Source organism: Capnocytophaga periodontitidis (assembly GCF_016126015.1).
GTDB classification, from domain to species: domain Bacteria; phylum Bacteroidota; class Bacteroidia; order Flavobacteriales; family Flavobacteriaceae; genus Capnocytophaga; species Capnocytophaga periodontitidis.
Genome location: NZ_JAEFDB010000001.1, coordinates 592147 through 613016, shown reverse-complemented (window position 1 = coordinate 613016; position 20870 = coordinate 592147). Strand labels below are relative to the sequence as shown.

Here is a 20870-nt window from a genome sequence, read left to right as displayed (position 1 = left end):
AGATAATAATTTCTTTGTAATTTTTCTTTTTGTAGAGCAACACATTAGTATATATAACTATCACTAAAATTGAAAATTAAAATACTTTTCTTTTGTTTACTTTTAAAAAAGTATTACATTTGCGCAATATTTTTATTCAAACAAAAAAACCACTCTATATTAATTTTTTTAAAAACTATTAAAAGAGGATAAACCGATGAAAAAAGAAAATATTTTAGAAGACTATGGCATCGCTGTTCTCAGTAGAGAATGCAGCTTGATGGGAAGAAAAGAAGTGCTTATAGGTAAAGCCAAATTTGGTATTTTTGGAGAAGGGAAAGAAGTGCCTCAAGTAGCTTTGGCAAGAGCTTTTCAAGATGGTGATTTCAGGAGCGGTTATTATCGCGATCAAACACTTATGATGGCTCTCGGCGTGCATACTGTTGAGAATTTCTTTGCAGGGATATATGCACACGCTGACATAGAGGCAGACCCTACCAGTGCTGGACGTCAAATGGGGGGACACTTTGCTACCCATAGTTTAGATAACGAAGGACATTGGAAAGATTTATTAAAACAAAAAAATAGCAGTAGTGATATATCGTGTACTGCTGGTCAAATGCCTCGATTGTTAGGTTTAGCACAAGCCTCTAAAGTTTATCGCAACTTACCTAATGCAGAAAGTAAAGGATTCTCAAACCACGGAAACGAAATAGCTTGGGGGACTATTGGTAATGCGAGTACCAGCGAAGGGCACTTTTTTGAAATCCTTAATGCGGCAGGAGTAATGCAAGTACCCTTAGTAATGTCGGTTTGGGATGATGAGTATGGTATTTCAGTTCCTAAAGAATATCACACTATTAAACAAAGTATTTCAGAAGCGTTAAAAGGTTTTGTGCGCGATAAAAAACACAAAGGGTTTGAACTATTTGTTGCTAATGGTTGGGATTATCCTACTTTGTATGACATTTACCAAAAGGCAGCTAAAATAGCCCGTGAGGAACATATACCTGTATTAGTACACGTGAAAGAACTTACTCAACCTCAAGGGCACTCAACTTCAGGCTCACACGAGCGTTACAAAAGTGCTGAACGACTTCAGTGGGAAAAAGATTTTGACTGTATTGCCAAAATGCGCAAATGGATTTTAGCTGAAAAATACGCTACTGAAGAAGAATTAGTAGCTATAGAACAACAGGCTAAGAAACGCGTGAATGAAGGCAAGAAAAAGGCTTGGGAAGCTTATATTAAGCCTATTGAACAAGAAAGAAAAGAACTTGTTGCTCTTCTCTCCTCATTGTTAGCCAATACGAACGATAACACTATAAAAGAAAGAGTAGAGAGTTTATCAAAATCTCTTTTGGAAGTAGCTTTACCTAATCGCAAAGATGTGTTGAGTAGTGCGAGAAAAGCCTTGAGATTGTTATTACCAGAGGGTGAAAACAAAATATTTCCTTTACAAGAATGGATAAAGAAGTATATAAAGGAAAATGAGCCTAAATATAGTCGATTTCTCCACACAGAGAATGAACAAAATCCTATTCACATAGCAGAGGTGCTTCCTACTTATGACACATCAAAAGAACTTGTAGATGGGCGTATTGTGTTGAGAGAGAATTTCGACGCTTTGCTTACTAAATATCCTAATCTTTTGATATTTGGTGAAGATGTAGGTAATATAGGCGATGTAAATCAAGGGTTAGAAGGTTTGCAAAAGAAACACGGAGCTGTAAAAGTAGCTGATACGAGTATTCGTGAAACAGCTATAGTGGGACAAGGTATAGGTATGGCAATGCGAGGTTTGCGTCCGATTGCTGAAATTCAGTATTTAGACTATATTCTTTATGGATTACAAACACTAAGTGATGATTTAGCCAGTCTGCACTATCGCACTTTTGGTAAGCAAATGGCACCTCTTATTATCAGAACGAGAGGGCATCGTTTACAAGGTATTTGGCACGCGGGTTCACCTATGGGTGTATTGTTAGCTTCTTTAAGAGGGATGTACATTCTTACCCCACGTAATATGGTGAAAGCAGCGGGCTTCTACAATACACTCTTGGAGGGTAATCAACCAGCTGTAGTGGTGGAATGCCTCAATGGTTATCGCTTGAAAGAAGCGTTGCCTAGTAATCTCACTGAGTTTAAGACTCCTATAGGGGTAGTAGAAACACTTCGTGAAGGAAAAGATATTACTGTAGTATCTTACGGGTCTACTTTGCGTATCGTGTGTGAGGTTGCTGATGAATTGGCTGCCTTGGGTATTGATATTGAAATTATTGATGTACAATCATTAGCGCCATTTGATGTACGTCACGATATAGTGAAGAGCATACAGAAAACCAATAGACTATTAGTAGTTGATGAAGATATGCCTGGGGCTACTTCGGCATATATTTTACAGAAAATTTTGGAAGAACAAAATGCTTATCAGTATTTAGATAGTGCACCACAAACCTTGGCGGCAGGTAACCACCGTCCTGCTTATGCAACTGATGGTGATTATTTCTCTAAACCTAATGCCGATAGCATCATTGAGAAGATATACAGTATAATGCACGAAGTTAATCCTGCAAAATACCCTACATTGTTGTAGTATTATATTTTTCACTTTGTCAAAGTTTTAGGACTTTGACAAAGTGAATTTCAATCGTCATCTTCTTGAAAATCATTTAAGAGATTATCAATAGCACGGCGATCTTTTTTAGTAGGGCGACCTTCTCCTTTTTCGCGGTAATAGTCCTGAGCGAGTTTTTGTATTTCGGCTTGCTCAAAAGCTTCAGGAGGTGTGTTATCTTGACGATAAAGGTCTACTAACTTAGCCCCCACACGGCTTTCGGGGATGTCTAAAACCTCTAATTGGTAGTTGATTTGGTTTTTACGCACTACTATTTGGTCGTTTTTATAAATCTCACGTGAAGGTTTTACTGTTTCGCCATTTACTTTGATGTGACCTTTTTTACAAGCTTCAGTAGCAATATTACGTGTTTTGAAGTAACGTACACACCATAAATATTTATCAATTCGCATTCTTTTATAATTTTAAAAATAACAATAAGGTGCAAAAGTAAGAAATAATTTGTATCTTGCGCCCCAAAAATAAGACAATATTTTATATGACAAACAAAATTCTATTTAGCATCAGTGTAATAGCTCTGCTATTAACTATAGGTTGTAAGAAAAATGACAGTTCTAATGTAACACCACCAAGAGATGTTACAGAAGTGAGGAATGAAAACAATCAAGCTATTGAAACATTCTTAAAAACACATACTTATACATATTCAGCTACGGCAGCTATTTCGGATGCTGTTACTTTTACAAGTACAACTAATGTTTCACAATCCATTTTTAACAATAGTAATTTGAAGAAAATGGAATTAGATGTATTTGATGCCAATAACAATCGCATTCGTCATACTTTGTACTATATGGTATTACAAGAAGGTACTAGTACCCATACCACTTCTATTGCCGACTCGGTATATGTAAACTATAAAGGTCAGTTACTCAACTTGACAGTATTTGATGAGACTACTACTCAATCAGCATCTAATTGGATGGATTTACTGGGAAATATTGTTACCAATCGTCCTTCAGGTACTATCAGAGGATTTAGAGAAGGAGTAGCTCAGTTAAAGCCTTCAGTGACCAAACTCACACAAAATTCTGATGGTACACTTACCGCTCCTACCGATGGAGGGGTAGGAGTGTTCTTCATTCCATCAGGTTTAGGTTACTTTAATAACAGTCAGGCAAAAATACCAGCTTATTCACCTTTAATTTTTACAGTAAGACTTATTGCTGCTCGTCACGCTGATCACGATCACGATGGCAAACCTTCTAAAGATGAAATCGTACGTGATAACTATGGAGTGGTTACTTATCCTGATTGCGATGAGAAGAAAGACCAATCATATCTTCCAGATTATTTAGATGCCGATTGTAAGTAAAATGAAAAAGCATATCCCTAATTTAATTACTTTAGGAAACCTCTTTTGCGGAACTGTAGCGATTGTTTTTGCCGTGAGAGGGGCACTTGATTGGGCTGCTCTCTTTGTAGCGATAGGTATTTTCCTTGATTTTTTTGACGGTTTTTTTGCCCGTTTGCTACACGTGAAATCAGAAATGGGATTGCAGTTAGATTCTTTAGCTGATATGGTTACCTCAGGAGTAGTACCAGGTGTTGCGATGTTTCAGTTGTTTAACCAAAGTAGTTACGTAGTAGAAAATCCAACAACTTGGGTAGCCTATTTACCTTATATAGGTTTTCTTATCACTTTGGCATCAGCCTATCGATTGGCGAATTTTAATATAGATACGCGGCAAACTTCTGGTTTTATAGGGCTTCCTACTCCAGCTAATACAATGTTTATCCTTTCTCTACCGCTTATAATGCAATACCAATCAACTGAACTATTTGATAGTTTATTGCATAATAGTTGGGTTTTATTAGGAATTACATTGTTGAGTGCATATTTACTGAATGCTGAAATAGCCCTCTTTGCATTGAAGTTCAGTGATTATTCATTTAAGAATAATGCATTGAAGTATGTATTTTTAGCACTTTGTGTTATTCTACTTGTAAGTTTAAAAATGATTGCTATTCCTATAATCATTTTATTGTATATTATTCTTTCCTTACTACCTAAGCGATAAATCCCGCTTCATTCTATCTAAATTGATTTTAGGTTTTTGTAAGAAGATAACACTATCAATAACTACTTGCTTGGATTTTGGGTATACTCCTAAACTATCCATTAGCAAGTAGTTTTTTTGTTTGAAGCGCAATATATAGGGCATTTTGTAAAGTGTAATATCACTAATGCCTTTGTTTTTAATGTAGTTGTTTATCATTGGGTTGATAGAAGTTGTATCGACCTGATAGATACTCAGCTTATTACCTTGCCTAATAGTGATTATCTTATCTTTATACTTGCTAAATACTATCATTTCTTCGGTAGTTTCCAATTGGTATTTGTGATAGAAAAGTACTCCCTGAAACAAAAGTACAGAAACGAGAAGAGCTACCAATACTTTATATTTCCTATAATGTACAAAGATGATGAGTATCAGTACTATTACTAAAGAAGAAAGAAGTAGGGGAGTTGTGAAAGGTATATTGCGTATGATAAACATTTCTTGATGTGCGATAAAAGCTACTAAAATGTTCATCAGAGTTATTAATTTTTCTAAGATAAAAATTATAGGGTAAGGCAAAATACCTAAACTTCCCAAACATAGAGCAATGATACCTCCTATAAGTATAGGTTGTAACAAAGGTACTACTACCAAGTTAGCAACAAAGAACAAAATAGGAAATTGATGAAAATAGTACAAACTGATGGGCAAAACAACTATTTGAGCAGATAATCCTACTAAAAATAAAGACCAAATCCATCGGATGTATTTATTTTCGGGTTGCCACCATTTGCGCATTACAGGGTAGAATTTCATTATAGAAAATACAGCTGCATAACTCAACTGGAAGCCTACATCATATAAATAATAAGGATTGATAAGCAACAAAAATAACATTGAGAGCATTAAAGCATCGAATCGCCCTTGTTTTCGGCGTATAAGGGTACCCAACCCTACAAAACTAAACATTATAGTTGCTCTCAATACAGAAGGAGAAGCCCCAGCCATTAAAGCAAAAGTCCACAATCCTGCTAACAAGATGAAGTATCGCAATGGGCGATAAAATCCCAAATTAGGCATTTTTTGTAGTAGTAATAGAAGTATAGCCGTGATAATTCCGACGTGCAAGCCCGAAATAGCTAAAATATGTACTGCACCAGCATCTACATATTGTTGATAAATATTTTCATCTAAATCACTACGCTTTCCTAAGAGTAATGTATTTAAGAGAGCAGCAGACTCACGATTGAAATTTTGGTTGATCACAGCAGTTAGATGAGAACGCATTTTTTCAATATTTCCCATAAAATCTACTGTATTATTTTTAAGAATAGAAAACGCTATTACTTCTACCCGACCAAATACCCCTTTTCGTTCCATATATCGTTTATAATTAAACTGATATGGATTTTTAGGAGGTGGTATAAGTGTATATTTTCCTACAAAAATTAATCTATCGGTGGGAGCTAATGCTTTTACATCATCAGTAATTGTTTTAGAAGGGAAAAAACACAAGATTTTTCCTTCAGTATTGTTGTGATTAGCTGTTAAGAGGTGAGCTTTAAAGGTAGTGCCATAATTGGTTTGTGAAATGATTTCTATTACCTCGGCTTCTAAGGTGTAATATTCATTGGTATTTAGTTTTTGTGTGTAATGTTTAGGGTTATAAGTAGGAGTGTGAAAATACGTTATTAGCATACCTACAGCTACAGAAGTGAGACCTATGTGGAATAGAATTCCGCGACGAAAAGCATATCGCTTGGTAGCTAATAGGTAATGTATTGTTAGAGTAGCTAACAAACACAGACTACTGCTTATAACAAACAAAAAAGAGGGAGCTATTATATCGGTAATAGCAATCCCTCCTATGAGTCCAAATAATATAGTTAATATGGGAATATTTACGAATCTCACATCACACGTTTTGCCATACGAAAGGCTTTTTTGTAATAAGCATCACTTAATGAAGATATTACGACCCCTCTTTTAGAGGAAGAATGAATGAACTTCACATCACCATCTACATCTACTACCATACCAACGTGAGAAATTCTATTTCGGCGAGTAGTTTTGAAGAATAATAAATCACCTACTTGTACATTTTCTAAGCGTATTTTCCGTCCTTGGGTAGCCATTTCTTGTGAAGAACGAGAGAGAGGTACAGCGATAGATTTGAAAGTAGTACTTACAAAACCAGAACAGTCCATTCCTTTACGAGAGACTCCTCCGTGGCGGTAAGGAGTTCCTAAGTAAGAAAAAGCAGTGTCGAGCAATATTTTTTGTTGTTTAGTATCAACTTTACTTTTTGATAGAGCAGGAAGAGCGATATCAGTATTATCTACGATTTCTTCTTCATCAAGGAGTTCTTCTTCATCTAAATCATCATCTAAATTTTCTTCAGTAATAGCTATATTTTCAGCGTATTGTTGGCTTATTTTTTTAGGAGTATACCTCTTACTTCTCGAAGCTACTGCACGTCCTCTTACAGAAGTTTTTCTTTTAGCGGCTACTGCTCTTCTGTTTTTTGCTACGGCTTTCTTTTTAGCACTATGGCTTGCTACCCTATGTTTAGGAGGTGTTTTTTTACCTTTAGCGGTAGAGACTACTACCTTAGTTTTTCCTTTTTTAGGAGGACTATAAGTTTTCTTTTTAGGTTTTTTACTTGCTATCAGAGTATTCTCAGCACTTACTTTCACAGTAGTGCTCTTTTCATTTTTTTGTATGCTTTCTGTAAAAGAAGAAAAGCAAAATAGTAGTGTAAATAGTCCTAAAAGTCTTAAAATGTACATAAATAAGGGGTTATAAAGTTATTAAATTAGTGTTCTTTTCAGTAATAAGGAGGTTTTCACCTTTTTCATCTAAATCGAATACAATACTGTCACCTGCGTGTATTTGGTTAGATACAATTTCTTCAGCCAAGAGGTCTTCAATATATTTTTGTATAGCGCGTTTTAGAGGGCGTGCTCCATACTGTTTGTCGTAACCTTTATCGGCTATAAAGTTTTTAGCTTTTTCACTCAGTTCTACGTGGTAACCTAAATCGTTGATACGAGAATAAAGTTTAGAGAGTTCAATATCAATAATTTTGAAGATGTCTTCTTTACTGAGAGGGTTGAAAGTGATGACATCGTCGATACGATTGAGGAACTCGGGTGCAAATACTTTTTTCAAGGCATTTTCAACGATTGATTTTTCATTAGCCTCAGATTGAGCCAATCGTGCAGAAGTACCAAAACCGACACCTTGTCCGAATTCTTTTACTTGGCGGGCGCCTATGTTAGATGTCATAATGATGATGGTATTTCTAAAGTCGATTTTTCGTCCTAAGCTATCGGTTAGGAAGCCATCGTCTAACACTTGCAAAAGCATATTGAAAACATCGGGGTGAGCTTTCTCGATTTCGTCTAAGAGTACTACAGAGTAAGGTTTGCGGCGTATTTTTTCGGTAAGTTGTCCACCTTCTTCATATCCGATATATCCTGGAGGTGCTCCTATGAGTCGAGAGATAGAGAATTTTTCCATATACTCACTCATATCGATACGCACCATAGCATCTTCAGAGTCAAAAAGTTCTTTGGAGAGAACTTTGGCAAGTTGAGTTTTTCCAACACCTGTTTGTCCTAAGAAAATAAAGGAACCTATAGGTTTATTAGGATCTTTGAGACCTGTGCGATTGCGTTTAATAGATTTTACGACTTTTTCTATAGCTTCGTCTTGTCCTATGATTTTAGATTTCATAGCGTCAGATAAGCCAGAGAGTTTGTTAATTTCAGTTTGAGCGATTCTATTCACGGGGATGCCACTCATCATAGAAACGACATCGGCGATATGTTCAGCAGTTACAGTGTCGCGGTGTAGTTTAGAATCCTCGTCCCATCGTTTATTGAGATCTATTAATGATTTTTCGATGTGTTTTTCGTTATCGCGAAGGCGTGCAGCTTCTTCAAACTGTTGACGAGAAACGGCTCTATTTTTGGCTTGTGTAGCTTGTTCTAATCGTTCTTCTACGTCTAAAATATATTGAGGTACTTTTACCTGCATAATATGTATTCGCGCTCCGGCTTCGTCTAAGGCATCAAGAGCTTTATCAGGTAAATAGCGATCGGTGAGATAGCGATTGGTGAGCTTTACGCAAGCTTCGATAGCATCTTCGGTATAAATTACATTGTGGTGTTCTTCGTATTTAGCTTTGATATTTTGAAGAATCTGAATGGTTTCGTCTACACTAGTAGGTTCTACTAGTACTTTTTGGAATCGGCGTTCTAAAGCGCCATCTTTTTCGATAGACTGTCGGTATTCGTCTAAAGTAGTAGCTCCAATACATTGTATTTCGCCTCTTGCCAAGGCAGGTTTGAACATATTAGAGGCATCTAAACTTCCTGAAGCTCCTCCAGCGCCCACTAAGGTGTGGATTTCGTCTATAAAAAGAATGATGTCTCTATTTTTTTCGAGTTCATTCATTATTGCTTTGAGGCGTTCTTCAAACTGACCTCGGTATTTTGTGCCAGCTACTAAAGAGGCTAAATCGAGAGTTACAACACGTTTGTTATACAATATGCGTGCCACTTTTCTTTGTACGATGCGCAAAGCTAACCCTTCAGCGATAGCACTTTTTCCTACGCCAGGTTCACCGATGAGGATAGGGTTGTTTTTTTTGCGGCGGCTCAATATTTGAGATACGCGTTCTATTTCTTTATCTCGTCCTACGACAGGGTCTAATTGTCCTTGTTCAGCAAGTGTGGTTAGGTCTCTACCGAAATTATCTAATACTGTATTTTTTCGTTGATTGTACTGTCCTTGCCCTTGTAGATTTCTATTGTTTCTACTTTCGTGGGGCAAGCGATAGTCTCTATCGTATTCATCAACCTCATTAGTAGGCATTGTGGGAGTAACAAGTTTTGAATTATTGTCCTCTATAGGTTGAAAGCTGTCGCGTGCTGTTTCGTAGTTTAGGCCTAATTTATTGAAAACTTTTGTAGTAGGGTCATTTTCGTTGCGCAAAATACTCAATAGTAAATGAGCGGTATTTATCACATCAGATTGCATTCTTTTAGCTTCTAAATATGTAGCTTGCATTGCTCTTTCGGCTTGCACGGTAAAGTGAACAGCGTTAAAATTAGGAGGATTGAGACCGCGCGCTGAAGTAAGGGTATGGATGTTTTGCCTAAGTCTTTCCATATCGATATTTAAGTTGTGTAACAAATTGATAGCACTACCTTCATTTTCTTGAAGTATTGCTAATATGAAATGCTCAGTGCCCACAGTAGATTGCCCTAAACGTACTGCTTCTTCTTTGCTATATGTAAATATTCTTTTAACTCTTGGTGAAAAGTTATCGTTCATAGTAAAAATCTCCTTTTGTATTAAAACCAAATAATATGGATAAAACACGGCAAAATTAGTAAATAAATATGATAAAACAAAATCTTATTAAAAATATTTTATTTTAAGCACAATTCATTAAAAATGTTGAACGTTATTTTTTTCATTGCAAAAAGTTCGTCTAAGACAGTGTTAATCTGCTGATCAGAGTAGGGTAGTGTATTTATTAAATCGTTGCAATTAAAAGATTTAGAAGATAATAATTGAAGGATATCAGCCTCTATTTTTTGTTTATTGGTTTTAGGGGAGTGCATTTGAGTAACACAATTAGAACATATACCACAAGGTTTCGCATTTTTCTCGCCAAAATACTCTAATAAGAATATACTTCGGCAAGTATTTTCATCTTCCAAGTATTGATATACTTTGTTTTGCAATAATCGTTTGGAGTGGTTATACTCTTTGATGTGTTTGCCAATGCTATTGATTGTGCGATCATCGTCACGAGGCACGTTGAAAATGATTTGTATATCGGCAGTTTCACATTTTAAAACGCCTATTCCATCGTTGTGCAGAGTTTCTAAATACCCCATAATTTCTTTGTGAGATTTTTCGGTACGTTCCATCAATTTAGCCATTTCTAACTCTACTGGGAAGTGAAATATCAGTTCGTAGCACCTCATAAGATAAATAGTAATGTTTTTGATATACCGATGAGTAGTTATATACTTCACTAATTGTTCGGGGGTAGCTTTCATTTGGAAAGTAACTTTGTTGTAGAAATGGTGGTTGAAGGAAATGATTGAAAATCTATCTAATACTTGTAAAGCGTTATAAGTTTTTAAAGGCAATAAGTTGTAGCGTTTACAAAAATCGGGGAATAGGAAGCTATAGGTATTTTCGGTACCTTCTCCTATGGCTATTTGGAAGTAACTATTGAGTTTACTGTAAACGATTTTTAGATAAGGAATGTCTATAAGATATTCATTTAGAAGTTTTTCGGCATTTTTTATATCTACCTCATTGTAGAAAACGATGGCCTCGGCGGGGTTACCATCTCTACCTGCTCTACCTGCTTCTTGGAAATAATCTTCTAAGGTTTGAGGGATATCCCAATGAATCACCCAGCGGACATCGGGTTTGTCGATTCCCATACCAAAGGCGTTTGTAGCTACCATTACACGTACGTCGTTTAGCAACCACATACTCAGTTTGTTATTTTTTTCTTCAGCGGGGATCCCGCCGTGAAAATAAGTAGCTGAAATATTGTGGTTTTCTAATAAACGCGCCAATTGTACACAACCATTTCTACTTCGCAAATATATAATAGCTGTACCTTCGGTTGTTCTTAGCAGTTGTAAAAGGTGATGAAATTTGCTTTTTACTTTATATACTTTGTAAGCTATATTAGGGCGAGCTAAAGAAGTACTGATTACATTTGCTTTCTCGATGCCTAATTGATGTAAAATATCTTGTTGTACTTGAAGGGTAGCAGAAGCAGTGAGAGCTAATAAAGGTATATTAGGGAATTGTTCTTTGAGCCATTTACACTGTAAATAAGCAGGGCGGAAGTCCTTGCCCCAGAGCGATACGCAATGAGCTTCATCTATCACTATTAGATTGATAGGCATTACTTTGAGGTAATTACGCACGACTTCCTGTTGCAGACGTTCAGGAGAAAGGTATAAGAATTTGTATTGCCCATAGAGAGCGTTGTTTAGCAGGCGTTCTAACTCGGGGTAGGAGAGACCTCCGGCTAATGATAATGCACGTATTTCTCTGTTTTTAAGCGCTTCAACTTGGTCGGTCATCAGAGCTATCAATGGAGAGACCACTATACATATACCTTTGCGCATCATAGCGGGTACTTGAAAAGTAATAGATTTTCCTCCACCTGTAGGCAATAAGGCTAAGGTATCATTACCTTCTAAAACCGATTTGATCACGGCTTCTTGAGAGTTGCGAAAATTATCGTATCCCCAATATTTTTTTAGTGTGTATAGAGGTTCATTTTCCATAGTATTACTCTTGGTAATTTTTGTAAGCAGCGCGTGCTAATTGAGGAAAATCGATAAACGGATTGCGGTTGCCTTGGGCTTGTTCAATTACATTGTTGCGTTGGCGTTCGAGGTCGGAAACAGGATCGTCATCATTCCATTTTAAAAGTGTTTCGATACCTCCTATTACAATTTTATTATCGATTTTATCGTTATAACGCAAATTGATATACATAATCATTCGAGCGACATCACCTTTCCACTCATCGCCAGGATACCAAGCGCTATTGATACGTCCAGCTCTTCCGGATTCATTGGTAAAAGGTATATTTCCTCTACTACTATTAAGCTTACTATCACAAGCTTTTAGATGATGTAAATCACCTTTGGCATCTCCATTACTATATTTTGATTGAGGGAAAATATGTTCGGTGTTGAAAGTTTGAGGTTTATAATTATTATTACCACTCTTATATTCTTTCCAATAGCGCTCTTCGCCGGTGTAGACCAATACTACATATTCAGGATTTTTAAGGCTAGTGTCGGCTTTGTAGAGGTACTTATGACGATCATAATAACTTAAGAAATTAGTATGTTTGCTGATGGTAAGTACTGCTAAATCATCGTACAAAGCTTTTCCATTTTTAGTAAAAAGAATTCCTTTGTAATAATTTTGTAGTGCTTTTGGTACTATAATATTGCTATTAGGAGGGGCAACGGGATGTTCTTGAGCTTGTTCTTTGCTATTGCAAGCTAACAAGAATGTTGTGAATAATAAAAAGTAAAGTTTTTTCATTTGTATTTAGTTTTAAGTTATTTATGTAAGAAAGCTTTTAATTTTTCTATCAGTTGTTTTTAGGATATTTTTCTTTTATGTATTTACTAAATTTGTGATAGTAGAACGATACAATGAGCACAGTTATCACAAAGAGAATAGCACCTATTACTGCTTGGGTAGGGTTGAAGCTCTTATGAAAATAATGGTCTAAGTTGAAATATGGAATAAAGTGATAGAGCGCAATACTATGAATGATGTAAATGGAAAGAGTATTTTGCCCGATACGTTGCAAGAATTGCGCAGTAAGTATATTTCGCAAGATTACAAATACTGCAAATGTCCAGAGAGTATCGCCCATTCTCAAGAAAAGAAAACCATTTCGTGCTAAACTTTCAAAGTGATTCCAACCAGTAATGCTATATAGGAAATGGAAAGTGTGATATTGAAAGTGAAAAATAGCTCCGATGCCAATAAGTAGTAGTGTATATACTGTATATAAATGTTTGGCGTTTCTGTAATAGTAAAATAACGATCCCATAAAGCCTCCTAAGGTTACAAAACCTAACCAAGGAAAAATAGTAAAGAAAGTACCGTATTTTGGAGTAAAGTAATTAGCTACCACTTGGGGTAACCAAGAGTATTCATATTGGTTATAGGTCTCGTTGAAGGTGAAAAGTAGTAAAGTAATGCTGATGAGCATTGTAGGAAGGAAATGCCTCACGTGATTTCGAGCTAATAAGTAGAGTCCTACCATTATGATGAGGGCTAACCCTATACAATGCAAGATATCTACGAAATAGATGCTTTTCCGCAAAATACACGCTACGGCTATAAGCATTAATCCGCGTTTTGCTCCTTTTTTTACACGAGGGTTCTTAAGTCCTACACCACTGCGTTCGCCTTCACGAATGAGTAAATAGGTGAAAATAAATCCAGAAATAGTAAGGAATACAGGGGCTGTAATACCTGTAAAATAATGCCAAATATGATAGTAAGGGTTATTTTCGTCGCAATATCGTTCGGCGAGTAAGGCAGTGATAAAGTGCCCTTGTAACATCATACAAATGGCATAAGCGCGTATTACATCAATAAATATCAGTCGTTGTTTCATTATGAATTTTGTTTTTTAGTGTTTGAAAAGGGAGTTTTAATTTCTACGTATTGTGTTGAGAATATCTCCACATTAGCTTGCCTAAAAAGTACTTTGTATATTTTTAGTTAGATCAGATTTTATAAAATACATATTTTCGGGGTGGAAAGTATAAGCATTGAGCTCATAAATAGCATTTAGTTCATTAAGAGAAATTTGAAAAATGTAAGGATGTGGTTTAGGAGAAATACCATTGGTTTTCAGAGCAGCTTCTATAAGGAGTTCTTCCACTAAATTATCAGAATAATCATAGCGTACTTTTACTTGTACATTTAGCGCTAAGCCTATTTCTTTGCCTATAGAAGTGAAGTTCATAGTTGCACCGCTCAAGATAGCCGAATCAGGGATGGTAATATCTTCGTTATTAATAGTTTTCAATCTTGTTACTAAGGCGTTTTTTTCTATCACAGCTCCTATAATTTCTCCAGATTTAATCCAATCACCTACTTGAAATGGACGCATATAACTAATTACAATGCCTGCAATGGCATTAGAAATGGCAGAAGAAGATCCTAAAGAAATCAATACCCCTAAGAAGACAGAAATTCCTTTAAAGGCATCACTATCGGAATCAGGGAGGTGAGGAAACATTATTACCAATGCTAATACCCATAACATCATACGTGCCAGCGCATAAGTAGTATGAGCCCATTCGGGGTGAAAGCCTTTTATTTTTAAGATACCTCTTTCTATTTCTAAAGCAAAAAAGCGCAATATTTTCAATACGTAGCGTGTAATGACTACAATAATGACAATATAGAATAAATGAGGCAAATATCCAATAATTGCTATACCGACGTTTTTTATAGGTTCAGAAATCCATTGTACTATGATTTTAGACAAGTATTGAGTAGAAGGGAAGATATCGAAAATCAGAGGTATAATAGTTATTAGCAAGAAAAACAAGAATATGATACGCAATATAGCAAGTAATTTCACTAAAGCTTTTACAACTCCTCGTTTTTTGATAAATTCGTAATTTCTAATTCGGATACCTGTGAGGGAGGGGTGTTCGGAGTTGAGCGTTATTTTTTTTAAGAAATTGAATAATCGGTTGATCGCCCATACAAGTACAAAAGCGATAAAGAGTACTAATAACAACTCAGCCAAGCGGATTAGGATGCTTTTTAGGCTATTTTGTTCTTTATATTTTACAATTGTATTTTTGATTACATTAGCATATCTTTGAGCTAATTCAGTTTGGGAGCTATTTTCCCAGAGCGCATCTACCATTGTAACACGAGTGATGATTTTTTCGTTATACATTACTGATAGGTAGTCGCCATTGGGTTTTATTTTGATAGAATCGGCGGCGAAAGAGGGGTCGTTATATAATTCTTTGAGTTTATTTTCTATATATTTTACGCGAGTATCAATATCATAAGGTCCATAGGAAGTATAGAGATAGTATAAGGTATCTTTTTCAAAAACAATAGGTCGTCCACGCATTTTATTGCGTAGTTTTTCCATTTCTTTTTCATTAGTAGTGGAGGAATTAGTAATTGAAGATGTATGTTTGTCGTTATTTATGAGTAGTTGTATTTCGTTTAATAGCATTGCAATGCGTACGGAATCTTTCTGGCGGAATTGTTTGATAGCTTCTAACTCTTTGTGAATTTCTTGTTGAGAAAGGCTATCTGGTTGCTGTGCCTGTGTGTACGCAACGCAGAATAGATATATAACAATGAAGATTTTAAAATGCATTTTAATTTGACTAAAGAGTAAGATTGTAGTGCAAAGGTATGACAATTTTCTCATATACCCAAAAATAAAAAACATTGGTAAAGGTATTAGCTTCACCAATGTTTTTATAATCTGTTAGTTATTGTTTTATTTGTTCAAATCTTCTAACACTTTTACAGCTTCATCTATATAGACATCTTTTTCAAGACTTTCGTGCCAACGATCACGACGAAGTTTTAACTCTTCGCTGTTTTTAATTTTAGCTTCATCGGAAGCTACAGAAGAGAATTTTAAGTTAGATTTATAGTCGCTGATAGCTTTAAACTTTTTGGCTTGCTCTTCGTTTTTGTCGATTACTTTTTTGTAGGCTTCGTAGTTGAGTGGGAAAACATAATCTTTTTGTTGTTGTTTTACCCATTGAGCATTTTCATCTATCAGTTTTAAATATTCGTTTTCTCTAATACGTTTTTTACTGTTTTCAATAGCCATATTAAAATTGGCATTGTTTGCCCAAGGAGTGTATTTAGCAGGTTCTATTTTATCCCAAGGCATAGCGTTAGGCATATCACGTTCACCTATATCGATATATTTGTATTTATCGGGTACAACAATATCACTTTCAACTCCTTTGAGTTGGGTAGAGCCTCCGTTGATACGGTAGAATTTTTGGATAGTGATTTTCAAAGCTCCAAGGTCGCCGTAATTGTTTTGACGAAGGAACTCATTTAGGTCTACGAAGCTTTGCACGGTACCTTTACCGAAGGTTTGTTTACCGCCTATGATAATAGCGCGTTTATAATCCTGCATAGCAGCTGCTAGGATTTCGGAAGCTGAAGCGGAAAGTTCATTGGTAAGGATTACTAAAGAGCCATCCCATTGAGTTTTAGGATCATTGTCGGAGAGAACGTCACGACTACCACGTGATGATTTAACTTGTACGATGGGGCCTTTAGGGATAAATAGACCTCCTATATCGACTACAGTTTTTAGGGATCCACCGCCATTGGAACGCAAGTCGACAATTAAGCCATCAATATTTTCTTTTTTAAGTTTTTCAATTTCGAGGGCTACATCGGTAGCGGCATTGCGACGGTTTACATCTTCGAAATCAATATAGAATTTAGGTAGATTGATGAGGCCGTAACGTTTGCCATTGGCAGTAATCACAGCTGATTTAGCGTAAGTTTCTTCGATTTCTACTACATCTCGGATGATAGGTACTACTTCGATAGTGCCATCTACACGTTTTACAGTGAGGCGCACTTCGGTACCTTTTGGACCTTTGATAAGTTTAACGGCATCATCTAAGCGCATTCCTACGACATCAACAGGTTCGGCAGCGCCTTGACCTACTTTTAGGATTTGGTCGCCTACTTCCAAGAGTTTACCTTTCCAAACAGGTCCTCCCAAAATCACATTAGTAATAGCTATACCATCAGTTTTCTTTTGTAATTGAGCGCCAATACCTTCGAATTTACCAGACATATCACGGTCGAAACCTTCTTTGATGTCGGGTGCCATATAGTTAGAGTGAGGGTCAAAAGTTTCGGTTATAGCATTTACGAACATAGCGAACCACTCTTCACGTGTAATATCGTTGTACATACTATACATATCAGCCAATGTTTTTTGAGTAGACTCTATAGATTCTTTTTTGAGTATTTGATTGCTTTTAGGCTGATATTTAGCATCTTTTTCTTTCTTAGTTACTTCTTCTTTTTGTTTAGTAATGTAAGTAGAAAGAGTAGTGAAAATAATCACTTGTTTCCAACGAGTTTGTAAATCGGCTTTACTTTTAACAAAAGGCAATTTATCGTAGTCGGTATTGATAGTTTCATTGCTATTGAGGTCAATAGGTTTAGCGAAGATAGCTTTAGTAATTCCTTCAGCTTCTTTCATACGCTGTTTGAGACGATTATAAGAAAGGTTGAAGAAAGAGATGTCACCTTTTTTTAAATCATCATCTAAACGGTTTTCATATTTTTTGAACTCATTGATATCGGATTGGAGAAAATAGCGTTTTTGTCCGTCGATATTTTTCAGATAGCTATCGAAGACTTTTTTAGAGAAAGAGTCGTCCATTTTCACGGGACTAAAATGAGCATTTTCGAGCACGTGCTCAATAATTTCTAATAGCACAGTGTCCTTATCCTTATTAGGATTGTCAAACTTCTTACTTGTAAAGCTGCAAGAAGCGAATGAGATAAATAATAAAAATAATGCTGCTGAAATATTTTTCATCATAAAATGGTTTTTTCTATTTTTTTTAATTTTTAACTTCTGTCTTTATCAAATTGTGTGCCTTTCTCTTGTTGGGCTAATAATTTTTACATTTTGGAAAACAATAGCTCCGCGAATTACACCAGCTATAGTATTGTGTAAAGCTTTTATGATTTGTAATTTTAGTTCATTTTTGTGATAAACTAAGCTAATTTCGCGAGCGGGATAGGGTTCGGCGAAATAGTGAATGCGTTTCTTTTCTTCCTCTTTCAGTTCCAAAGAGTGTAGATAGGGTAACAGGGTCATTCCTAAGCCTTCGTTAGCTAATCGCACTAAAGTTTCAAAACTACCACTTTTTAGTTGGAAGTGTTCTTTAGAATCGATTACATCTTGGTTGCAGATATTGAGTACACTGTCCTTAAAGCAATGACCATCCTCAAGCATTAAAATATCGTTGATATCTAAATCTTCAGAGTAGATAGTTTTAGAGTTTTGGAGGCGGTGGTTTACAGGGATGTAAGCGACAAAAGGTTCATAATATAAGGGACGTTCTACGATTAATGAATTGTGTAGAGGGGTAGCTAAAATACCGGCGTCGTAACTACCATCTTCAATTTTTTTTAAGATATTTTCAGTTGTTTGTTCCTCGATTTTCAGGCAAACTTTAGGATATTTGTTAATAAAATTAGTAAGGAACATAGGCAATAGGGTAGGGGAGACGGTAGGGATAATTCCGACACGAAATTCGCCTCCTATATAGCCTTTTTGTTGAGCGACGATATCGTTCATTCGCCCAGCTTCGTTTACGATTATTTGGGCTTGTTTGATAATTTGTTCACCTATTTCAGTAACCTGTAGAGGTTTTTTACTTCTGTCGAAAATAGTAACTCCCAATTCCTCCTCTAATTTCTGCACCTGCATACTCAAGGTAGGTTGAGTAACAAAACTATGCTCGGCGGCGGTAGTAAAATTTTTGTATTTGGCTACTGCTAAGACATATTGATATTGAGTAATGGTCATAATAAAAGGTGTTATTTAAATGTTTTAATGAGTTGTTTTTCCTCTTCAGTAAGGGCTTCAACTTCGGGTACATAGGAAGGGTTGGGTTGATACCAATCTTCTGTTTTGAAAACATCTTGCAAAGTTTTATCCTTAAATATATACCCACGTCGTGCAAATGGCAGATTCCTGATAATGCGTTTTTCTTCAGGAGTTTTCTCGGTAGGGTCGCCTAATTCTCGGTTTTTTCCTAATGAAAAAATAAACTTTTGATTACTTCCTGCTTCTCGACAGTAGGAACTTTCTTCTTCTACGGAAAGCTCTCCCTTAGGTACAAAGTTTTTCTTTTCGAATACTAAAATACCTTGCTGGATATAAAAATTAGTATAATCAGGATTTTCAGTTATTTTTCCTATTCCGTTGAAAGTCCATTCGTTAGTGTTTTTAAAGAAAGTTTTACGGATAGAAGCTGTTTGGAAATCACCCATATCCAAGATCAGGGTAAAATCGTCGATTTGCTTGTTAGCCCAGCGATTGGCTGCCGTAAGTACGTAATTAAAGTCGTAATAATAACATACTCCTCTTGATAGTTTATATCTATAAGTATGTTTTACAATGTTTTTTCCTTTTTTAAATTTTGCCTTGAAATGATAAACATATTGAAAGTCTAACTCATCACCAATGACATCATTATCAAGAGATTTTGGGTCTATATTTTGTATTTTATGATTTTTGGCATAGGTTGAGTTTTTTACAAACGCTATTTGATAGGGTAAGAAGCTACCATTGAGCGATACTGTAAAGTCGAACATATAAGGATGATGTCCATTTACTGGGGAAAATCCAGCATCACCTGAAGGGATGCCCGCCTCAAAACCAACTATGATTTCTTTTTCATCTTTAGGATTGAAAAACTCATAATAGACTGATACTTCCGCAAATTCTTGTGTTTTTTTGATATACAAAATTTCTTTCTTTACTGAAATATCAGTTTCGTTGATGGGGACGAGTTGGTTACCTGCCATATAGAAAGCACCATCATTGGTATATCCTTCAGTGAAGAATCCATAGAAACACAGTATAAAAAAGAGTCTTTTCATCGTGTTTATTTGAGTTGAGGCAATACTTCTTTTCCGATTTCTTCGAGTACCTCACCAGCTGGGCGGCTGCAATATTTGAGTACCAGCATAATATGATTTATTCCTATTTTTTTGAGTTCTTGGAACATATCGATGAGGTAATTACGCCCGAGGCGGAAGCCTAAGTCCATAGTTTGAGGTTCAAAATTAGGATTTTCCATAAGGTCGATATATACGGGTTGTATATAAGGTTTAGCAGGTTCGCCTTCATTTTTGAGAGCTTCGTGCCAATCTTCTACGATTTTTTTTTGGAAAGAGAAATCACGGGGATAGTAGATCCAGCCATCGGTGTGTTTAGCTATCCAATTGAGGTTTATACCACCGATGTGACCAGTGGCATAGATTGGGATATTTTTATGGATAGGTTTAGGGAGTACATCACCTACTTTGTCCATTAGGGTACCATAATCATTATTGTAAGTAGGGAAATCTACACTCCATAATTTTTTAAGAGTTTCGATATGTTCGGTTATGTGTGCGCTACGCAATTCAAAAGGTTTGTTGAAAGCAGGGTATTCGACGGGACGGTCGCCAGAGGCAATTCCCATTACGAAGCGGTTAGGGAACAATACATCGAGACTTGCGGAAGCTTTAGCGACATGTAGAGGGTGGCGTAAAGGTAGAATTACACTTGCTATTCCTATTTTGATAGAGAATGTAAGAGAAGCTATATGAGCTAAATATATCCAAGGGTCAAACATTTGACCTACTTCTTTAAAATCGGGGTTGTAGAGGGGAATGTCGCGTACCCATACAGTATCATACCCTAAGGCTTCTGCGCGTTGGATCAGCTGTATTTGATTTTCCATTTTAGGGATAGCCCCTTGATAAGATTCAATGGGTAATAATATACCTATTGAGAATTTATGTGCGTCAATCATAGTTTTATGTTTTTAAAACGCAAAAGTATAAAAAAAAAGGCATATAAAAAACTATATGCCATTTTATTTTTGATGAGGTTA

Annotated in this window: 15 protein-coding genes; 3 read left to right on the top strand and 12 right to left on the bottom strand. The window is 36.0% G+C overall.

Translation table 11 applies throughout. The features are described from left to right. Window positions 1-196 precede the first annotated feature (196 nt). The gene (locus I7X29_RS03040; protein WP_198472778.1) at window positions 197-2575 is read left to right on the top strand and encodes an alpha-ketoacid dehydrogenase subunit alpha/beta; all 2379 of its coding nucleotides are present in this window, start codon (window positions 197-199) and stop codon (window positions 2573-2575) included. Window positions 2576-2625: 50 nt separating this feature from the next. On the opposite strand, the gene I7X29_RS03035 is transcribed toward I7X29_RS03040, so the two are convergent. Continuing rightward, on the bottom strand, window positions 2626-3009 hold the full coding sequence (locus I7X29_RS03035) for an RNA-binding S4 domain-containing protein (protein WP_002678233.1): 384 nt from the start codon (window positions 3007-3009) through the stop codon (window positions 2626-2628). Window positions 3010-3095: 86 nt separating this feature from the next. Between I7X29_RS03035 and I7X29_RS03030 the strand changes: the two genes are divergently transcribed. Next, complete coding sequence (locus I7X29_RS03030) at window positions 3096-3932, top strand: FKBP-type peptidyl-prolyl cis-trans isomerase (protein WP_198472777.1); 837 nt, start codon at window positions 3096-3098, stop codon at window positions 3930-3932. Between the two features lies 1 nt (window position 3933). Then, window positions 3934-4638 carry a CDP-alcohol phosphatidyltransferase family protein gene (locus I7X29_RS03025; protein WP_034555531.1) on the top strand — a complete coding sequence of 235 codons (705 nt, stop codon included), beginning with the start codon at window positions 3934-3936 and terminating at the stop codon, window positions 4636-4638. On the opposite strand, the gene I7X29_RS03020 is transcribed toward I7X29_RS03025, so the two are convergent. The 11 genes from I7X29_RS03020 to I7X29_RS02970 form a co-directional block, all read right to left on the bottom strand. Next, window positions 4624-6534: a ComEC/Rec2 family competence protein gene (locus I7X29_RS03020; RefSeq protein ID WP_198472776.1), complete on the bottom strand. Its 1911-nt coding sequence runs from the start codon at window positions 6532-6534 to the stop codon at window positions 4624-4626. The genes I7X29_RS03025 and I7X29_RS03020 overlap by 15 nt on opposite strands. Continuing rightward, window positions 6531-7409 carry a C40 family peptidase gene (locus I7X29_RS03015; protein WP_198472775.1) on the bottom strand — a complete coding sequence of 293 codons (879 nt, stop codon included), beginning with the start codon at window positions 7407-7409 and terminating at the stop codon, window positions 6531-6533. Before I7X29_RS03015 ends, I7X29_RS03020 begins: the two co-directional genes overlap by 4 nt. A gap of 10 nt (window positions 7410-7419) precedes the next feature. After that, window positions 7420-9963, bottom strand: coding sequence for an ATP-dependent Clp protease ATP-binding subunit (locus I7X29_RS03010; protein WP_198472774.1), 2544 nt, complete (start codon window positions 9961-9963; stop codon window positions 7420-7422). Window positions 9964-10061: 98 nt separating this feature from the next. After that, window positions 10062-11960 carry a RecQ family ATP-dependent DNA helicase gene (locus I7X29_RS03005; protein WP_198472773.1) on the bottom strand — a complete coding sequence of 633 codons (1899 nt, stop codon included), beginning with the start codon at window positions 11958-11960 and terminating at the stop codon, window positions 10062-10064. Window positions 11961-11964: 4 nt separating this feature from the next. Further along, the gene (locus I7X29_RS03000) at window positions 11965-12735 is read right to left on the bottom strand and encodes an endonuclease I family protein (RefSeq protein ID WP_198472772.1); all 771 of its coding nucleotides are present in this window, start codon (window positions 12733-12735) and stop codon (window positions 11965-11967) included. A 49-nt stretch (window positions 12736-12784) separates the two neighbouring features. Continuing rightward, on the bottom strand, window positions 12785-13828 hold the full coding sequence (locus I7X29_RS02995) for a heparan-alpha-glucosaminide N-acetyltransferase domain-containing protein (RefSeq protein WP_198472771.1): 1044 nt from the start codon (window positions 13826-13828) through the stop codon (window positions 12785-12787). Window positions 13829-13909: 81 nt separating this feature from the next. Further along, window positions 13910-15571, bottom strand: coding sequence for a mechanosensitive ion channel family protein (locus I7X29_RS02990; protein ID WP_225883647.1), 1662 nt, complete (start codon window positions 15569-15571; stop codon window positions 13910-13912). A 126-nt stretch (window positions 15572-15697) separates the two neighbouring features. Continuing rightward, window positions 15698-17791: a carboxy terminal-processing peptidase gene (locus I7X29_RS02985; protein ID WP_034555530.1), complete on the bottom strand. Its 2094-nt coding sequence runs from the start codon at window positions 17789-17791 to the stop codon at window positions 15698-15700. Window positions 17792-17839: 48 nt separating this feature from the next. Then, entirely contained in the window at window positions 17840-18790 is a 951-nt protein-coding gene (locus I7X29_RS02980) for a hydrogen peroxide-inducible genes activator (protein WP_198472770.1), read from the bottom strand. 11 nt (window positions 18791-18801) lie between these two features. After that, window positions 18802-19869: a YARHG domain-containing protein gene (locus I7X29_RS02975; RefSeq protein WP_198472769.1), complete on the bottom strand. Its 1068-nt coding sequence runs from the start codon at window positions 19867-19869 to the stop codon at window positions 18802-18804. Between the two features lie 5 nt (window positions 19870-19874). Continuing rightward, window positions 19875-20789 (bottom strand): LLM class oxidoreductase, encoded by a 915-nt coding sequence (locus I7X29_RS02970; RefSeq protein WP_198472768.1) that lies wholly within the window; start codon window positions 20787-20789, stop codon window positions 19875-19877. Between the last annotated feature and the right edge of the window lie 81 nt (window positions 20790-20870).

Coding starts and splice junctions, on each gene's coding strand:
- I7X29_RS03040 (WP_198472778.1), top strand. CDS start 197: ATGAAAAAAGAAAATATTTTAGAAGACTATGGCATCGCTGTTCTCAGT.
- I7X29_RS03035 (WP_002678233.1), bottom strand. CDS start 3,009: ATGCGAATTGATAAATATTTATGGTGTGTACGTTACTTCAAAACACGT.
- I7X29_RS03030 (WP_198472777.1), top strand. CDS start 3,096: ATGACAAACAAAATTCTATTTAGCATCAGTGTAATAGCTCTGCTATTA.
- I7X29_RS03025 (WP_034555531.1), top strand. CDS start 3,934: ATGAAAAAGCATATCCCTAATTTAATTACTTTAGGAAACCTCTTTTGC.
- I7X29_RS03015 (WP_198472775.1), bottom strand. CDS start 7,409: ATGTACATTTTAAGACTTTTAGGACTATTTACACTACTATTTTGCTTT.
- I7X29_RS03010 (WP_198472774.1), bottom strand. CDS start 9,963: ATGAACGATAACTTTTCACCAAGAGTTAAAAGAATATTTACATATAGC.
- I7X29_RS03005 (WP_198472773.1), bottom strand. CDS start 11,960: ATGGAAAATGAACCTCTATACACACTAAAAAAATATTGGGGATACGAT.
- I7X29_RS03000 (WP_198472772.1), bottom strand. CDS start 12,735: ATGAAAAAACTTTACTTTTTATTATTCACAACATTCTTGTTAGCTTGC.
- I7X29_RS02995 (WP_198472771.1), bottom strand. CDS start 13,828: ATGAAACAACGACTGATATTTATTGATGTAATACGCGCTTATGCCATT.
- I7X29_RS02990 (WP_225883647.1), bottom strand. CDS start 15,571: ATGCATTTTAAAATCTTCATTGTTATATATCTATTCTGCGTTGCGTAC.
- I7X29_RS02985 (WP_034555530.1), bottom strand. CDS start 17,791: ATGAAAAATATTTCAGCAGCATTATTTTTATTATTTATCTCATTCGCT.
- I7X29_RS02980 (WP_198472770.1), bottom strand. CDS start 18,790: ATGACCATTACTCAATATCAATATGTCTTAGCAGTAGCCAAATACAAA.
- I7X29_RS02975 (WP_198472769.1), bottom strand. CDS start 19,869: ATGAAAAGACTCTTTTTTATACTGTGTTTCTATGGATTCTTCACTGAA.
- I7X29_RS02970 (WP_198472768.1), bottom strand. CDS start 20,789: ATGATTGACGCACATAAATTCTCAATAGGTATATTATTACCCATTGAA.